12 protein-coding genes are annotated in these 15,501 nt (G+C 63.8%); 4 read left to right on the forward strand and 8 right to left on the reverse strand.

Features of this window, described 5'->3' with window-relative positions; all coding sequences use genetic code 11:
* Positions 1 to 139 precede the first annotated feature (139 nt).
* The 4 genes from UP09_RS13170 to UP09_RS13185 all read right to left on the reverse strand — a co-directional run bounded on the left by UP09_RS13170 (position 140) and on the right by UP09_RS13185 (position 6,892).
* A complete protein-coding gene (locus tag UP09_RS13170) occupies positions 140 to 1,243 on the reverse strand; it encodes an IS4 family transposase (RefSeq protein ID WP_044535962.1) in 1,104 nt (367 codons plus the stop codon).
* Positions 1,244 to 1,323: 80 nt separating this feature from the next.
* The gene (gene ppc, locus UP09_RS13175; protein WP_156164589.1) at positions 1,324 to 4,131 is read right to left on the reverse strand and encodes a phosphoenolpyruvate carboxylase; all 2,808 of its coding nucleotides are present in this window, start codon (positions 4,129 to 4,131) and stop codon (positions 1,324 to 1,326) included.
* 256 nt (positions 4,132 to 4,387) lie between these two features.
* Entirely contained in the window at positions 4,388 to 5,935 is a 1,548-nt protein-coding gene (locus UP09_RS13180) for an acyl-CoA synthetase (protein ID WP_044538624.1), read from the reverse strand.
* 144 nt (positions 5,936 to 6,079) lie between these two features.
* Positions 6,080 to 6,892, reverse strand: a complete 813-nt coding sequence (locus UP09_RS13185; protein ID WP_044538625.1) for a crotonase/enoyl-CoA hydratase family protein — start codon at positions 6,890 to 6,892, stop codon at positions 6,080 to 6,082.
* Positions 6,893 to 6,992: 100 nt separating this feature from the next.
* Between UP09_RS13185 and UP09_RS13190 the strand changes: the two genes are divergently transcribed.
* Positions 6,993 to 7,868 (forward strand): SDR family oxidoreductase, encoded by an 876-nt coding sequence (locus tag UP09_RS13190; protein WP_044538626.1) that lies wholly within the window; start codon positions 6,993 to 6,995, stop codon positions 7,866 to 7,868.
* 236 nt (positions 7,869 to 8,104) lie between these two features.
* Positions 8,105 to 9,685, forward strand: a complete 1,581-nt coding sequence (locus UP09_RS13195; protein ID WP_044538628.1) for a fatty acid--CoA ligase — start codon at positions 8,105 to 8,107, stop codon at positions 9,683 to 9,685.
* Positions 9,686 to 9,828: 143 nt separating this feature from the next.
* Here the strand turns inward: UP09_RS13195 and UP09_RS13200 are convergent, their stop codons facing one another.
* Positions 9,829 to 11,103: an acyl-CoA dehydrogenase family protein gene (locus UP09_RS13200; protein ID WP_044538629.1), complete on the reverse strand. Its 1,275-nt coding sequence runs from the start codon at positions 11,101 to 11,103 to the stop codon at positions 9,829 to 9,831.
* Between the two features lie 221 nt (positions 11,104 to 11,324).
* Here UP09_RS13200 and UP09_RS13205 point away from each other — a divergent pair, with 221 nt between their 5' ends.
* Positions 11,325 to 12,104 (forward strand): enoyl-CoA hydratase-related protein, encoded by a 780-nt coding sequence (locus tag UP09_RS13205; RefSeq protein ID WP_044538630.1) that lies wholly within the window; start codon positions 11,325 to 11,327, stop codon positions 12,102 to 12,104.
* Positions 12,105 to 12,201: 97 nt separating this feature from the next.
* Here UP09_RS13205 and UP09_RS13210 read toward each other — a convergent pair whose 3' ends face one another.
* From UP09_RS13210 to UP09_RS13220, 3 genes are read right to left on the reverse strand one after another with little or no spacing between them, the layout of a single operon-like run.
* Positions 12,202 to 12,576, reverse strand: a complete 375-nt coding sequence (locus UP09_RS13210) for a DUF6285 domain-containing protein (protein ID WP_044538752.1) — start codon at positions 12,574 to 12,576, stop codon at positions 12,202 to 12,204.
* Between the two features lie 2 nt (positions 12,577 to 12,578).
* On the reverse strand, positions 12,579 to 13,565 hold the full coding sequence (locus UP09_RS13215; protein ID WP_044538631.1) for a phosphotransferase family protein: 987 nt from the start codon (positions 13,563 to 13,565) through the stop codon (positions 12,579 to 12,581).
* On the reverse strand, positions 13,562 to 14,356 hold the full coding sequence (locus UP09_RS13220; protein ID WP_044538753.1) for an enoyl-CoA hydratase/isomerase: 795 nt from the start codon (positions 14,354 to 14,356) through the stop codon (positions 13,562 to 13,564). Before UP09_RS13220 ends, UP09_RS13215 begins: the two co-directional genes overlap by 4 nt.
* 148 nt (positions 14,357 to 14,504) lie before the next feature.
* Here UP09_RS13220 and UP09_RS13225 point away from each other — a divergent pair, with 148 nt between their 5' ends.
* Complete coding sequence (locus UP09_RS13225) at positions 14,505 to 15,287, forward strand: SDR family NAD(P)-dependent oxidoreductase (protein ID WP_044538632.1); 783 nt, start codon at positions 14,505 to 14,507, stop codon at positions 15,285 to 15,287.
* Positions 15,288 to 15,501: the final 214 nt, after the last annotated feature.

The raw sequence follows: 15,501 nt of genomic DNA on the forward strand, positions 1-15,501 counted from the left end.
TTACGTCTGGGAGGCTCGCGCAGATGTCGTTGGAGAGCGAGGCTGGCTCTGCGCAGACGCGCGATTGTGGGCTGGGGAATGATGGCTTGGAGCAGGGAGGCGATGAGCTGACGGAGCAGGCGCCATGCTGCAGGTCTGGTTAGGCGGCTTCGGCCAAGCGGGGAGAGTCCTCGAGTTCGTCGACAAGCGGCTCGAGCAGAAGAATGATCAGCAGGTGAGCGAGGATATGGGGTCTGGCAGACCGCTCGTCAGTTCCTGGAGGTCCTTTCAAGCCAATCAGGCTCTTCAGCCGCTTGAAGCCGAGTTCGATCCGCCATCGCAGCCGGTAAAGGGCAAGCAGATCAGCGGTTGTGAAGTCCTCGGGCTTGAGCGAGGTCACCAGGATCACCCAATCCGCAGCATCAAGCGTTTGCCTGGAGAGACGATGGCCTCCCTTCTGAGCCGTCCTGCGTGCCTTGCGCCGTGCAGCCTGAGCCGCATCTGCAGGTTTCTTGACGGCAACCAAACGCACAGCAAGCGGTGCTCCACCAGACTTGCGTTTTACCCAGATCGGCCGGTCGATGATGCCGCGTGCCGCGGCCTTGCGCAGTTCGGCGACGAGATCGATCAGATTGCCTTTGCGATCCAGCCAACAAGCGCTCTTCCAGCCCGAGCGGATCACGAAGTCCGCACCGGCCTCGACCAGATACGCCATGCGCTCCGGCTGCAGATAGGCGCGGTCGGCAAGACGGATCTCGCCGGCAATCAGCGGGATCCGGTCCAGCGTCTCGCCCGCGCGTTCGTCGGTCAGCTCGAAGTGACCAAAACGTTCTTGCGGAAGATCGAACGCACTGTGGATGCGCCACACCGCATTCTTCTGCCTGCCGCCGGTTCCAGCTTTTGGGACCGTCGTGGCGTCAACGATGCGGATCAGTCGACCGCGGCTTGCCTTCGGCGCACCGCTCGCAAGTGCCCGGCCTATCAGCTGTGCAAGCCAATCCCCGGACTGACGCAGCCGGTATAACAGAGCCACGTTGGAGATATCGACAAGGCCCACCGAAGTCGCCCATGCCGCCGTCAACCGCAGACCTCTCGTGCCCAGGCAATACGCAAGGATCAGCCGCAGCAGATCGACTGCATTGCTGATCTCGCGCGGGCGAACAAACGCCTTCGTCTCCCGCGCGCCAGCCTCCAGAGCCTCAGCTCCGCCCAGCCGCGAAACAACACGCGCCCAGTCTTCGTTCACAAGCGATTCGTTTCTCATCTCTTCTTGGAATCACACGTAAATCCAACGCGCAAATCCTATTTTAGCGCCTATGGGCCTGCGCCGGGACGACATGGTGGCTACCCACTATTCCTCAGCCCCGCCGAGATGCCATTGATCGTGATCTGAATCCCGCGCAGCACCTGCTCGTCGGGGTTCTGCGCGCGGTGCTCCTTCAATAGCTCCACCTGCACATGGTTGAGCGGATCGAGATAGGGGAAGCGATTGCGGATTCCGCGCTCCAGCAGCGGGTTGCCCTGCAGCAGCCGCTCGTGGCCCATGATGTCGAGCAGCGTCTCGATCGAAAGATGCCATTCCCTGCGGATGCGGCCGAAGATCTTCTCGCGCAGTTCGACGTCGGGCACCAGTTCCGCATAGCGCGAGGCGATCGCGATCGAACTCTTTGCGAGCACCATGTCCATGTTGGACAGCAACGTACGGAAGAACGGCCATTCCTTGTAGAGCTCCTGCAGGAACGGCATGCCCTGCTCCGGGTGCTCCGCGATCCAGGTCTCGACTGCCGCGCCAAAGCCATACCAGCCGGGCAGCATCAGCCGGCATTGCGCCCAGGAGAACACCCAGGGGATGGCGCGGAGGTCCTCGATCTCGCGCGTCTTCTTGCGCGAGGCCGGACGGCTGCCGATGTTCAGCGTCGCGATCTCGTTGATGACGGTCGAGCCCCAGAAATAATCGGCAAAGCCCTCGGTCTCGTAGACGAGGCCGCGATAGGCCTTGAAGGCGAGCGCTGAGATTTGCTCCATCGCCTTGAGATATTCAGGACGCGGCGCGCTCTGCCGCGGCTGCAGCAGGCTGGTCTCGAGCGTTGCGGCGGCGAGAATTTCCAGATTGCTGCGGCCGACCTCGGCATTGGAATATTTCGAGGAGATGATCTCGCCCTGCTCGGTGATCCGGATCTGGCCGTTCACGGCGCCACCGGGCTGCGCGATGATCGCATCATAACTCGGGCCGCCGCCGCGCCCTACCGATCCGCCGCGGCCATGGAACAGGCGCAGGCGGACGCCGTGGCGCTCGAACACGTCGACAAGACCGATCTCGGCTTTGTAGAGCTCCCAGCCCGAGGTGACGAAGCCGCCGTCCTTGTTGCTGTCGGAATAGCCGAGCATCACCTCATGGACGCCGCCGCGGCTGTCGACCAGCTTGCGGTAGTCGTGCAGCGCCAGCATGCGGTCCATGATGGCGCCGGAGTCCTGCAGATCCTCGATCGTCTCGAACAGCGGCACGATGTTGATGGCGCTGCGGCCGGACGGATTGACCAGCCCGACCTCCTTCAACAGCACCGCGACCTCGAGCATGTCGGACATGCTCTTGCACATCGAGATGATGCATTGGGAGATGACCTCGGGGCCGAATTTGGCATGCGCCTCGGCCGCGGCACGGAACAAGGCGAGTTCGCCGAGCGTCTCCTCCGAATATTTGACGAAGGGCGAGGCGAGCGGCCGCGCGCTACGCAACTCATTGAGCAGCAGGCTGACGCGGGCGTCCTCGCCGAGCGCCAGATAGGATGTGCCGGGATTGGCGGTATCCAACAGCTCGGCAATGGTACGCTCGTGCACCGCCGAATTCTGACGGATGTCGAGCCGCGCGAGATGGAAGCCGAAGCAATCTACGGCGCGGCGCAGCTGCCGCAACCGGCCGCGCGCGATCACGCCGGAATTGTTCGCGATCAGCGAGCGATTGAGCACGTCGAGATCGGCCTGGAACTCCTTGACGCCCTGATACGGCTCGGCCTTGCCGACCGGCCGCCTTGTGGTCTCGACCTCGAGCCTCGCCGCCGTCGCCGCGAGCCTGGCATAGATGCCCGACACGGCCAGGCGATAGGGTTCGCCGCTGCGATGCGGCGAGGTGTCGGGCGAGCGCTCGGCGAGCGTCCGCAACTCGTCCGAAATGTCGGCGAGATGTGCCGCCAGCGACAATTCGGCGCCGAGCGTATGCAGCTGTTCGAGATAGAAGTTGAGCACCCGGCTGGATTGCAGCCGCAGCGTGCCACGCATTACGTCTGCGGTGACGAAGGGGTTGCCGTCGCGGTCACCGCCGATCCAGCTCCCCATCCGCAGGAACGACGCCAGATCGCCGGCCTCGCCGCCTTCCTTGTTCAGGCGGTCCTCCAGCGCACAATGCAGCCGCGGGACTTCCTGCAGGAAGGTGTAGTCGTAGAACGACAGGCCGTTGGCGACCTCGTCGAGCACGGTCAGCTTGGTTCGGCGCAACAGATTGGTCTGCCACAGCGTCACGACGGCGCGGCGGAGCTGCTCGTCACTCGTCTCGCTCTCATCCGGCGTCATCTGCAATCGCTCGCGGCGATCGAGCAAATCAGCGATCTCCATCTCGCGGTCCATGGTGCTCTTGCGGCGAACCTCGGTCGGATGCGCCGTCAGCACCGGACTGACCAGCGCGCCCTTGAAGAAGCTGCGGAGGTCCGCCGGGCTGATACCGGCTTGGCGAGCATGGATCAGCGTCTGCTCCAGCGTGCTCAGCTGCGGCGCCCCGCCCGGGCCGCGGCTGCGCATCTGGCGGATGTTGTTCTGGTCCTCGGCAATGTTGGCGAGATGGGAGAAGTAGCTGAAGGCCCGGACGATCTGCAACGTCTCGGCGATCGACATGCCGTCGAGGATGGTTTCCAGCTCGTGCCGCGCTAGTTTGTCCTCGTCACGATGGAACCGGACCGAGGTCTGGCGGATGCGCTCGACCAGATCGAACACGTCGGCCCCCTCCTGGTCACGCACGGTGTCGCCCAGGATGCGCCCCAGCAGGCGGATGTCGTTCCGGAGCCGCGCATCCTCCTCCTGTGCCGCTTTTTCAAGAAGGCTGACCTCCTCTGCACGCTTGGCACGGATATCGGTCTCGGAGGGCATGGTCTGGGAAGGCAAGATCTGGGAAGACATGGCTGGCTACTCCAGAAGCTGCCCGGCAATGCCCCGGAGTGTGCAAGTTTTTTGCCGCAGCGCAAGATGAACTTGGAGGCGGCGCACACTCACTTGTCGTCCCTGCGAAAGCAGGGACCCATAACCACCGATGCCCCGGCTCATCAACAGCTGGGGCCACAGCCCGCACAACACAGACATTCGTGGTTATGGGTCCCGGGTCGCGCTTCGCTTGCCCGGGACGACAGCCTCCTTGTGGCCCTCAAATCCTCCGCCCCGCCCGCTCCCAATAGGGGTCCCGCAGCCGACGCTTGAAGATCTTGCCGGAATCCTCGCGCGGCAGGTTGCTCTGGATCTCGATATGCTTGGGCACCTTGTAGTCGGCGAGCGCGGTCCTGAGCTGGACGCGGATCGCGGCAAGATCGAGCGTCACACCGGGTCGCGGTTCGATCACCGCCATCAGCGCCTCGCCGAACTCGGCGTCGGGAATGCCGAACACCGCGCAGTCGTGCACGCCTGATACCGCGTGCAGCACCGCCTCGATCTCGGCCGGATAGATATTGACGCCGCCCGAAATCACCATGTCGCGCTTGCGGTCGCAGATGAAGACGTAGCCGTCAGCGTCGATATAGCCGACATCGCCCGAGGTGATGAATCCCTGCCGGTCGATCTCGGCGCGCTTCTCCGCCTTGTTGTGGTAGGTGAAATCGGGATTGCCAGATATCCGCGAATAGATCTCGCCGATCTGCCCCTGCGGCACCTCCTTGCCGTCATCGCCGACGAAGCGCAGCTCGGCACCGGGCGATATCTTTCCCACCGTGCCGGGCTTCTTCAGCGCATCCTCTGAATTGGCGAAGGTGACCGCGCCTGATTCCGTCGAGCCATAGAATTCATAGATCACCGGCCCCCACCATTCGATCATCGCGCGCTTGACGTCCGCCGGGCATGGCGCGGCGGCGTGGATGATGTGGCGCAGCGACGACATGTCGTATGTCTTGCGGACTTCCTCCGGCAGCTTCATCAAGCGGATGAACATGGTCGGCACCATGAAGATAGTGTCGATCTTCTCGCGATCGATCAGCGCTAAGAATTCCTCGGCGTCGAACCGCGGCATCAGCACCAGCGCGCCGCCGAGCCGCCCTGAACGCAGCCCGAAGGAATTCGGCGCCGAATGGTACAGCGGCCCGGGCAGGATCGCGCGCGCCCCCGGCTTCAGGCCGTAGATCATCGCGCGCATCGCTTCGGCATTGGCGGTCTGCGCCGGCGTCGGCGCAAAACGTTTCACGCCCTTGGGATGGCCCGTGGTGCCCGAGGTGTAGATCATGTTCTGCGGCTGCGGCACCGCAGGGCCGTCATAGCGCGCCTGCTGCGTCAGCCAGGATTCGAAATCGACCGCGAAATCCGGCGTCGCGAGATGATCGGGATCGATCTTGTAGTTGGCAAGGAGTTCCGGCGGCGTCGGCACGCTGAGCACCGTAACATCAGGCGGAATGGCACCGCGCAACGGATGCAGCATGTCGGCATGGGCGATCAGGACCCGCGTGCCGGAATCGGTCAGCACGTAGTTGATCTCTTCTGGCTTGAAGTGCCAGTTGATCGGCACACCATAGGCGCCGAGCCGCATCGCCGCATAGGCGGCCTCGATGAAGGCGATGTCGTTGCGCATCAGCATGCAGACGCTGTCACCCGGCTTGACGCCGAGCTGGTGCAGGCCGCTGGCGATGCGGTCGGCGCGCTCGGTGACCGCGGCATGATCGCGTTTGCGCTCGCCGCTGATAATGCCGAGGAAGGGTTGGGACGTTTCGCTCATTTGTTGTGATCCGATCTGTCGTCGGTTTTGAAGTGTCATTCCGGTGCGCGCGCAGCGCGAACTACGGTGCGCAATTGCGCACCTGAGAATCTCGAGATTCCGGGTCTGGTGCTTACGCACCATCCCGGAATGACAGCGTGCACGTTACCCCGCATCCGCAAACCTTGGCGCGCGCTTCTCAAGATTCGCGCGCACGGATTCAGTCTGGTTCGGGCTGCCGAGCAGCTTCTGCTGTTCGACGGACTCCGCCAGCAGCGCGGCGGCCGGATCGACCGAGAGAGTGTTCAGCATCCGCTTCGCCGCGCGGATCGCATCCGGGCTCTTGCCGGCGATCTCGCGTGCCATCTCGAGCGCCGCGGCGCGCGGATCGTCGCAGATCCGGGTGGCGAGACCATAGCTCTGCGCTTCCTGCGCCGAGAAGATGCGGCCGGTGTAAGTGAGTTCGCGCAGGATGTCGTCGCGCACCAGGCTCGCGAGGATCGGCGTGCCTGCCATGTCGGGCACCAGGCCCCATTTGATCTCCATGATCGACATCCGCGCGTCAGGTGAGAGCAAGCGGATATCGGCGCCGAGCGCGAGTTGGAAGCCGCCGCCGAAGGCGACGCCGTGGATCGCGGCGATCACAGGCACCGGAAGCTGACGCCAGCCCCAGACCGCCTGCTGCGCGAAGTTGGCCTTGCCGTGGGTGCGGATGGAGAGGTCGCGCTTGTCACCACCGGGCACCCCGTTACCGCCATCCTTCATGGCGGCGAACCGGCCCATGTCGAGCCCGGCGCAGAACGCCCGGCCCTCGCCTGATAACACGACCACCCGCACGGTTTTTTCCTTGGACAATCGCTCGGTTGCGGCCACCAACGCCTCGAACATCGCGGCATCGAGCGCGTTCATCTTGTCGGCGCGCACCAGGCGCACGTCGGCGATACCGTCCGAAATCGATATCGAAACGCGATCTTCCATTGAAATCTCCTCCGCCTTTCCTCGTTGGCACTTTACAGAAAGGCCGTTGTCCGGTTTTAGTCAATCGACCAATTAACAGACAACCCCGTGGGTGGAAACGATGTTCAACGATCAGCTTCTCGCCGGGCGACGCATTCTCGTGACCGGAGGCGGAACAGGCCTCGGCAAATCCATGGCTTCGCGGTTCCTGCAGCTCGGGGCCGAGGTCCATATCTGCGGCCGCCGCAAGAGCGTCTGCGACGAGACCGCCACCGAACTGATGGCCGAGTACGGCGGCCGTGTGGTCAGCCACGGCGTCGACATCCGCAACGCAATGGCCGTCGACGAGATGATCGAGGGGATCTGGACCACCAGCGGCCCCCTCACCGATCTCATCAACAACGCCGCGGGCAATTTCATCTCGCGCTCGGAGGAGCTGTCGCCGCGTGGCTTCGACGCCGTCGCCAACATCGTGATGCACGGTACCTTCTACGTGACACATGCGGTCGGTCGCCGCTGGATCGCGGGCGGCCACCGCGGCAACGTGGTGTCGATCACCGTCACCTGGGTGCGCAACGGCTCGCCCTATGTGGTGCCGTCGGCGATGAGCAAATCGGCGATCCACGCCATGACCATGTCGCTCGCGATCGAATGGGGCCGCCACGGCATCCGCCTCAACACCATCGCACCCGGTGAAATTCCGACCGAGGGCATGAGCAAGCGCATCAAGCCGGGCGACGAAGCTGGCGCGAACACCAAGGCGATGAACCCGATGGGCCGGGTCGGCACCATGGAGGAATTGCAGAACCTCGCAGTGTTCCTGATCTCCGGCGGCTGCGACTGGATCAATGGCGAGACCATCGCCATGGACGGCGCGCAGGCGCTGGCGACGGGCGGCAACTTCTACCAGCTGCGCGACTGGAGCGACGACGACTGGACCAAGGCCCGCGACTCGATCAAGGCGCAGAACGAGAAGGATCGCGCGGCGCGGGGTTGAGGCCGCAGCTCGCGCCTCTACCTCAGCTGTCGTCCCTGCGAAAGCAGGGACCCATAACCTCCGCTCGAAGTGAGCACGCTGGGGCCACAGCGCGCTTGATGACTCAATCCTGTGGTTATGGGTCCCGGGTCAAGCCCGGGACGACGGTGTGATATATCCTGTGCCACACCCCGTATTGTCTTCCGCGCGAGATGTCGCCACACTCCGCGCAACCAAAACAAGACATCGGGGGAGACATGTCCGCTACGCAGCAACTGGCAAACCTTGCCGACATGGTGCGCAACCGCGCCAAAAGCCGCGGCGATGCGCTGGTCTATGAGTTCGAGGGCCGCCAGACCACGTTTGCCGAGTTCGACATCAAGACCAACCGTGTCGCCAACGCGTTGATCGCCATGGGCGTCAGCAAGGGCGAACGCATCGCCTATCTCGGCAAGAACAGCGACTTCTATTTCGAGCTGCTGATGGGCGCGATGAAGGCCGGTGTGGTGATGGCGCCGGTGAACTGGCGACTCGCAGGCCCCGAGATCGCCTTCATCGTCGACGACTGCAAGGCGCCGGTGCTGTTCACCGGCCCCGAATTCATCACGCAGGTGCGCAACATCCGCGACAGACTGCCCAGCGTGCGCACCATCATCACGACCGAAGGCGGCGCTCCGGAATGGCCCGATTATCTCGCCTGGCGCGATGCGCAGAGCGGCGATGACCCGAGGGTTGCGATCGCGCCGAAGGACATCGCGATCCAGCTCTATACGTCGGGCACCACAGGAAAGCCGAAGGGGGCGATGCTGTCGCACGCCAACTTCCTCAATCTGGTGCAGAGCGGCAATGAGGCCGAGAAGCCGGAGTGGAACCGGTGGACCACCGACGACGTCTCGCTGGTCGCGATGCCGATCTTCCACATCGGCGGCTCCGGATGGGGCGTGATGGGCCTCTACCACGGCGCCCGTGGCGTGATCGCGCGCGAGTTCGATCCGACCAAGGTGCTGGATTTCTTCGAGCAGTCCGGCATCACCAAACTGTTCATGGTGCCGGCTGCGATGCAGTTCGTGGTGCGGCAGCCGCGGGCGCGGCAGGTCGATTTCTCTCGGCTGAAATACATGCTCTATGGCGCCTCGCCGATTCCGGCGGCGCTGCTGAAGGAGTGTATCGAGGTCTTCAAATGCGGCTTCGTGCAGATGTACGGCATGACCGAGACGACGGGCACGATCGTCGCGCTGCCGCCGGAAGACCATGTCGAAGGACTCGACCGCATGCGCTCGGCCGGCAAGGCGCTGCCCGGCATCGAGCTTGCGATCCTCGACGCGAACGGAAAGTCGCTCCCGCCGGGCGAAGTCGGCGAGATCGCCACCCGCTCGGGCTCCAACATGGCCGGCTACTGGAATATGCTGGAGGCGACCGCGCGCACCATCGACGGTGACGGCTGGCTGCGCACCGGCGATGCCGGCTACATGGACAGCGATGGCTATCTCTATATCCACGACCGCATCAAGGACATGATCATCTCCGGCGGCGAGAACATCTATCCGGCCGAAGTCGAAAGCGCGATCTGCGATCATCCTGACGTCGCGGAAGCCGCTGTGATCGGCATCCCCGACGACAAATGGGGCGAAGCGGTGAAGGCCGTGGTGGTGATGAAGCCGGGCAAGACGGCGACCGCGACCGACATCATCAACTTCACCCGCGAGCGCATCGCGGGTTTCAAGACGCCGAAGTCGATCGACTTCATCCCCGCCCTGCCGCGCAACCCGTCGGGCAAGATTTTGCGGCGGAATCTGCGCGATCCATATTGGGCGGGGAAAGACCGGCAGGTGAATTAGCCACACCAAGCGAGCCACCGGTCTCTCCAGGTCATTGCGAGGAGCGAAGCGACGAAGCAATCCATGTTCCCGCTTGCCGAAGCATGGATTGCTTCGCTTCGCTCGCAATGACGGCGTGGCGAGCATGTATTGTGGGCAATACTTCAGTGCTTCCCCGCTCCCATGTAGCCGAACAGGAAGCCCGCCACCTTGCGCTTCTGGATTTCCTCGCTGCCCTCGGTGATGCGGTAGCGGCGGTGGTGGCGGTAGATGTGCTCGAACGGCTTGTGGCGTGAATAGCCCATGCCGCCATGCACCTGCATTGCGCGGTCGGCGGCTTCGCAGCACAGACGATTTGCCCAGAAGTTGCACATCGAGACCCGGTCCGACAGCGTGTGCTCGACCTGGGCCTGGGTTAGCTGGTCCATCTCCCAGGCGGTCTTGCGGATCAAAAGCCGCAGCATCTCGGCCTGCGTCGCCAGTTCGACCAGCGGCCACTGGATCGCCTGGTTCTCCGCCAGCGCCTTGCCGAACGGCTTTCGCTCGCGCGCATATTTCACGCTCTCGTTGATGCAGTAGACGGCGGCGCCGAGCGAGCTTGCGGCCTGGCGGATGCGGTTCTCGTGGACGAAACATTGCGCCAGCGACAGGCCGCGGCCGACCTCGCCGAATAGCGCATCGTCAGGCACGAACACGTCGGTGAAGCTGACCCGCGGGTGATCGGTCGGCATGTTGAAGGTCCACATGTATTCCTCAACCTTCACGCCCGGCGATTTCGCCGGCACCAGAAGGCAAGTGATGCCGCGGGCGTCGCCGTCATCGCCTGAGGTGCGGGTAAACAGCGCGCAATGCGTGGCGACATGCATGCCGGTGGTCCACATCTTCTCGCCGTTGATGATCCAGCCCTTGACGTTGTCACGGGTCCCGGGCACCGCCCTCGTTTCCATGTGGGTGGCATCAGAGCCATGGTCGGGCTCCGTCAGACCAAACGTGATGCGGTATTTGCCGGTGATGGACCCGTCGATCATCGCCTTCTGTTCGTCGGTTCCATAGCGGTCGAGCATGGTGACGATGGGCAGATTGCCGACGATCGAATGCTCGTTCTGCAGATCATTGTGCAGGCCAAGACCCTTCGAGGCGAAATGCTCGCGGATCACCGCCATCCAGAGGTTGGAGCCATCCTTGCCGCCATAGCGTTTCGGGATCGCGAAACGCAGATGACCGGCGGCGTCAGCCAGATTCTTGACCTTGCGCAGCAGCGCCTCCCATTCATGGCGCGGCAGGCCGCCATTGTCGAAATCGGTGCGCGCCCATTCGCGGCGATGGTCGAAGAAGCGGATGTTGTCGTCGGCCGCTTCGAGCGGCTTGATCTCGCGTTCGATGAAGCCATCGAGTTCGGCGAGATAGGCTGTGAGGTCGGCCGGCAGATTGAAATCCAAGGCAGTCTCTCCCGGAACTATTGTTGATTTTCGATTTTGCGTTTAGGCGCTATCGCACCCGCGCCTTAGGACCGATTAAGCTGAGAAGCGTCCCTCCAAGTCAAGCAGGGGGATCGCGCTTGCGCGCGCGGTGCCTTTGCGTAATTGGATGGCACGGGGCGGCACGCACGCGCTAGGATGCCACCAATATTCTTCGCCACAGAAAATCGACGGGAGCCAACATGGATCTGAAATTCTCCAAGGTGACGCGCAAGGGTCCCATCACCATCGTGACGCTGTCGCGCCCCGAGGTTTACAACGCGCTGCATATCGACGCGCATTTCGAGCTCAACAAGGTGTTCGACGACTTCTCCGCCGATCCCGAGCAGTGGGTCGCGATCGTCACCGGCGCCGGCGACAAGGCATTCTGCGCCGGCAACGATCTGAAGTGGCAGGCGGCGGGCGGCAAGCGCGGCTGGGACAAGGGCGGCTTTGCCGGCCTCACCTCGCGCTTCGATTGCGACAAGCCGATCATCGCCGCCGTCAACGGCGTCGCGATGGGCGGCGGATTCGAGATCGCGCTGGCCTGTGATCTGATCATCGCGTCGGAGAATGCGACCTTCGCCCTGCCCGAACCGCGGGTCGGCCTCGCGGCGCTCGCCGGCGGCGTGCATCGCTTGCCCCGGCAGATCGGCCTGAAGCGCGCCATGGGCATGATCCTCACCGCACGCCATGTCAGCGCCAAGGAGGGCCTCGAGCTCGGCTTCGTCAACGAAGTCGTCCCGCAGGGCGAAGCGCTCGCCGCCGCTGAGCGCTGGGCCGAGACCATCACCAAGAACTCGCCGATGTCGATCCGCGCTTCCAAGCAGGCGATCCAGCGGGGTCTCGAAGGCTCGCTGGAACAAGCGATCACCGAGCAGCGCGAATATCCGGCGGTGAAGGCAATGGCGGCCTCGCAGGATTACATCGAGGGACCCAAGGCGTTTTCGGAGAAGCGGCCGCCGAAGTGGCTGGGGAAATAGGCCCCTCGTCATTGCGAGAAGCGAAGCGACGAAGCAATCCATGTCTCCGCAAGTGGCGAGATGGATTGCTTCGCTTCGCTCGCAATGACGATACATCTTACTTCGTTCCAAGTTCCCTCTTGTACGACGCGTAGTTCGGTTGATCGACCGCGAGCTTGTCCATCGTGGTCTGCCAGAGATGCTCCGCCAGCCCCGGCGTCTTCAAATCCACCTCGCCGCTCGCGATTTTTTCCGACAGGGTGCGGTTCAGTTCCAGCAGCGCGCCGTCGGCCTCAAACAATTGCTTCAGCCGCGCCGCTTCCGCGGCGTCGCCTTGGTCCGCCAGCGCCAGCTGCCTTGTCACCAGATCGAGCGCGTTGATGCCGACGCGGAGCTTGAAGGCGTTGTGGCCCTTGATGACGGGCGTGATCTCGCTGCGCAGGAAATCGGCAACGGCCTTGATCAGCTCGGTGGGTGTCGGTTCGTCCTGCATGGTCATTTCCCTCGTGGGGCCAACAGCCGTAACAAATCGATCTCGGTCTCCGACGACCGTCGCCCGATCATCGCGCGCTCCATCGAATGGTCCGGGCCGGAACGAAAACGCTGCATCATGCCGCAGCACATCACGCCCCAGCGCAGCGTGCCCATGACTTCCCAGAACATCACCCTATCAGGATCGGCCTTGCGGCCGGCCTCCGCGTAGCCGGCGAACAGATCCTCGCGTGTGCCAAAACCGCCGACCGGCTTGTCGATTTCGCCGAAGCGCCAGGAGTTGACGCAGATCCAGCCGAGATCCTCCATCGGATCGCCGAAATGCGCGAGCTCCCAATCGAGCACGGCGCGGACGCCATCGGGCCCGATGATCAGATTGCCATGGCGAAAATCGCCATGCACCAGCGTCACCTCCGACGACGGGCCGGGATCGTGATCGCGCAGCCAGCGCAGCGCCAGCTCGAACACCGGCCGCGGCCAATTGAAGCTGCGGTACTCGCGCTCGAGATCGTCGATCTCCTTTGTCGCCGACATGCTGCGCAGTTGCGGCAACTTCGCGCGCGGCAGGCCATGGATGCCGGCGATGACGCGGCCGAGCTGGCGCGCCAGGATCGGGCGTGCGCCGGCATATTCCTCGTCGCGCAAAATCTTGCGCGCGATGGTCTCGCCCTCGATGCGCGCCATGATGAAACCGCGGCCGAGGCCGTCTTCCGGCCTCAAGACATGCATCACCTTCGGCGATGGCAGGCCGGCATCATGGGCAAGTTGCATCAGCACAGCTTCCGCATCGAGGCCGGCGGCACGTCCCGGCGCCGCGCCATAGCCCGGCGGCGCGCGGCGCAGGATCGCGCCAACAGGGCCGTCAGGATGCACGATGTCGAACGTCCAGGTCTCCTGGCTGGCGCCGCCGGACAATTTTGCCGCACCAGTGACGCCGGTCGCGCCGGGATGGAAGGTGGCGACGCAGCGCCCGAGTTCGGTCTCGATCATTTGCCTTTGAACTTCGCCGGTCGCTTTTCCAGGAATGCGGTGACACCTTCCTTGAAATCCTCGGCGCCGCCGGCGATCCTCTGCGACTCGAATTCGAGATTGAGCTGATCTTCGAACGAATTCTCCGGGCTGTCCCAGTACAGTTTTCGGATCAGCGAGAGCGCGACCGTCGGACCGTTGGCGAGCTCATGCGCGAGCTTCATCGTCTCCTCCATCAGCACGCCGTCGTCATAGACGCGGTTGATGAGGCCCCATTCCAGGGCTTTCTCGGCAGGCAGCCGCTCGCCGAGAAGTGACAGCTCGACCGAGCGCGCCTTGCCGATCAGCCGCGGCAGCAGCCAGGTCGAGCCGCAATCCGGCACCAGGCCGATACGGCGGAACGCCTGCAGGAAGTAGGACGAGCGCGCGCACAGGATCAGGTCGCCCATCAGTGCGAAGCTCATCCCGGCGCCGGCGGCCGGGCCGTTCACGGCCGTGACGATCGGGCAGTGCAGCTTGCGCAGCCGGCGCAGGAACGGATGGAAGCCGGTCTCGAGCGACGCGCCGGCGTTGCTCTTGCCGGGTTTCTGCTGGGCGTTGCGGCCCTGCAAATTGGCACCGGTGCAGAACGCGCGGCCCGCACCCGTGATCACCAGGCAGCGCACCTCCTCGCGCTTGTCGTCGATCGCATCGAGCGCCTCGGCGAGGCCGCCCAGCATGTCCATCGAGACCGCGTTCATGACCTCCTGGTGGTCGAGCTTGAGGATCGCGACCGATCCGTCGAAGTCGAGCGTGACGTGTTTGAACTGCATGGTTTCCTCCGTCAGTTGTGCCGCGTGGGTCACGCGTCGCATTGTGTTCCGACCCATATTTGATTTTTGTACCGGGCTTGTCCATGGTTGCGGCCAAGCCCATCCTCGGACGCGTGATTAACGCGCGCCAAACCAAATGGAAACCCCAATGAGTAGCATCTTCGACCTCACCGGCCGCGTCGCAGTCATCACCGGCGGCAATGGCGGCATCGGCCTCGGCATCGCGCAGGCACTCAACGCCGCCGGCTGCAACGTCGCGATCTGGGGCCGCAACGCCGAGAAGAACGCCAACGCGGCGGCCTCTATGGCGGCCGGACCCGGCAAGGTCGTCACGCAATTCTGCGACGTCAGCGATCCCGGTTCGGTCAAGACCGCGATGAAGACAACGCTCGACACCTTCGGCCGCGTCGACGGCTGTTTTGCCAATGCCGGGATCGGCGGCGGCGGACGGCGCGCCTTCATCGACCGCACCGAGGAGGAATGGCGAAAAATGTTCGCGACCAATCTCGACGGCGTCTTCCATGTGTTCCAGGTCGCCGCGCGCCACATGACCGAGCGCGCCGAGGCCGGCGACGGTTTCGGCCGGCTGGTCGCGACCTCGAGCCTGGCCTCGCTGTTCGGCACCGCGCGCAACGAACATTATGCCGGCACCAAAGCGGCGCTGAACGCGCTGTGCCGCGCGCTCGGCGTCGAGCTGGCGCGCCACGGCGTCACCGCGAATGCGATCCTGCCCGGCTGGATCAAAAGCGACATGACCGCAGGCATCATGGCCAACGACAAATTCGTCGCCAACGTGATGCCGCGCATCCCGGTGCGCCGCTTCGGGGAGCCGAGCGATTTCGGCGGCATCGCGGTCTACCTCATGAGCAAGGCGTCGTCGTATCATACCGCGGATTGTTTCGTGATCGACGGCGGGTATACGGCGTTTTAGGCTGGCGCTCGGCCGCACCCACAGCCGTCGTCCCTGCGAAAGCAGGGACCCATAACCACAGGGTTGTGTTGTTGAGATGAGCTGTGGCCCCAGCGTGCGCAATAACTGGCATTTGTGGTTATGGGTCCCGGGTCAAGCCCGGGACGACAGCGAATATGTGGCGCGATTTGTGAGTCGTGTATCCGCTGTCTCGCGACATGATTTGCCCGAGTCT

The organism is Bradyrhizobium sp. LTSP885, assembly GCF_000938305.1.
Lineage (GTDB): Bacteria > Pseudomonadota > Alphaproteobacteria > Rhizobiales > Xanthobacteraceae > Bradyrhizobium.

What these genes read in the sequence shown, in the direction of transcription:
- UP09_RS13170 (WP_044535962.1), bottom strand. Translation starts at nt 1,243, where the DNA reads ATGAGAAACGAATCGCTTGTGAACGAAGACTGGGCGCGTGTTGTTTCG.
- UP09_RS13180 (WP_044538624.1), bottom strand. Translation starts at nt 5,935, where the DNA reads ATGAGCGAAACGTCCCAACCCTTCCTCGGCATTATCAGCGGCGAGCGC.
- UP09_RS13185 (WP_044538625.1), bottom strand. Translation starts at nt 6,892, where the DNA reads ATGGAAGATCGCGTTTCGATATCGATTTCGGACGGTATCGCCGACGTG.
- UP09_RS13190 (WP_044538626.1), top strand. Translation starts at nt 6,993, where the DNA reads ATGTTCAACGATCAGCTTCTCGCCGGGCGACGCATTCTCGTGACCGGA.
- UP09_RS13195 (WP_044538628.1), top strand. Translation starts at nt 8,105, where the DNA reads ATGTCCGCTACGCAGCAACTGGCAAACCTTGCCGACATGGTGCGCAAC.
- UP09_RS13205 (WP_044538630.1), top strand. Translation starts at nt 11,325, where the DNA reads ATGGATCTGAAATTCTCCAAGGTGACGCGCAAGGGTCCCATCACCATC.
- UP09_RS13210 (WP_044538752.1), bottom strand. Translation starts at nt 12,576, where the DNA reads ATGCAGGACGAACCGACACCCACCGAGCTGATCAAGGCCGTTGCCGAT.
- UP09_RS13215 (WP_044538631.1), bottom strand. Translation starts at nt 13,565, where the DNA reads ATGATCGAGACCGAACTCGGGCGCTGCGTCGCCACCTTCCATCCCGGC.
- UP09_RS13220 (WP_044538753.1), bottom strand. Translation starts at nt 14,356, where the DNA reads ATGCAGTTCAAACACGTCACGCTCGACTTCGACGGATCGGTCGCGATC.
- UP09_RS13225 (WP_044538632.1), top strand. Translation starts at nt 14,505, where the DNA reads ATGAGTAGCATCTTCGACCTCACCGGCCGCGTCGCAGTCATCACCGGC.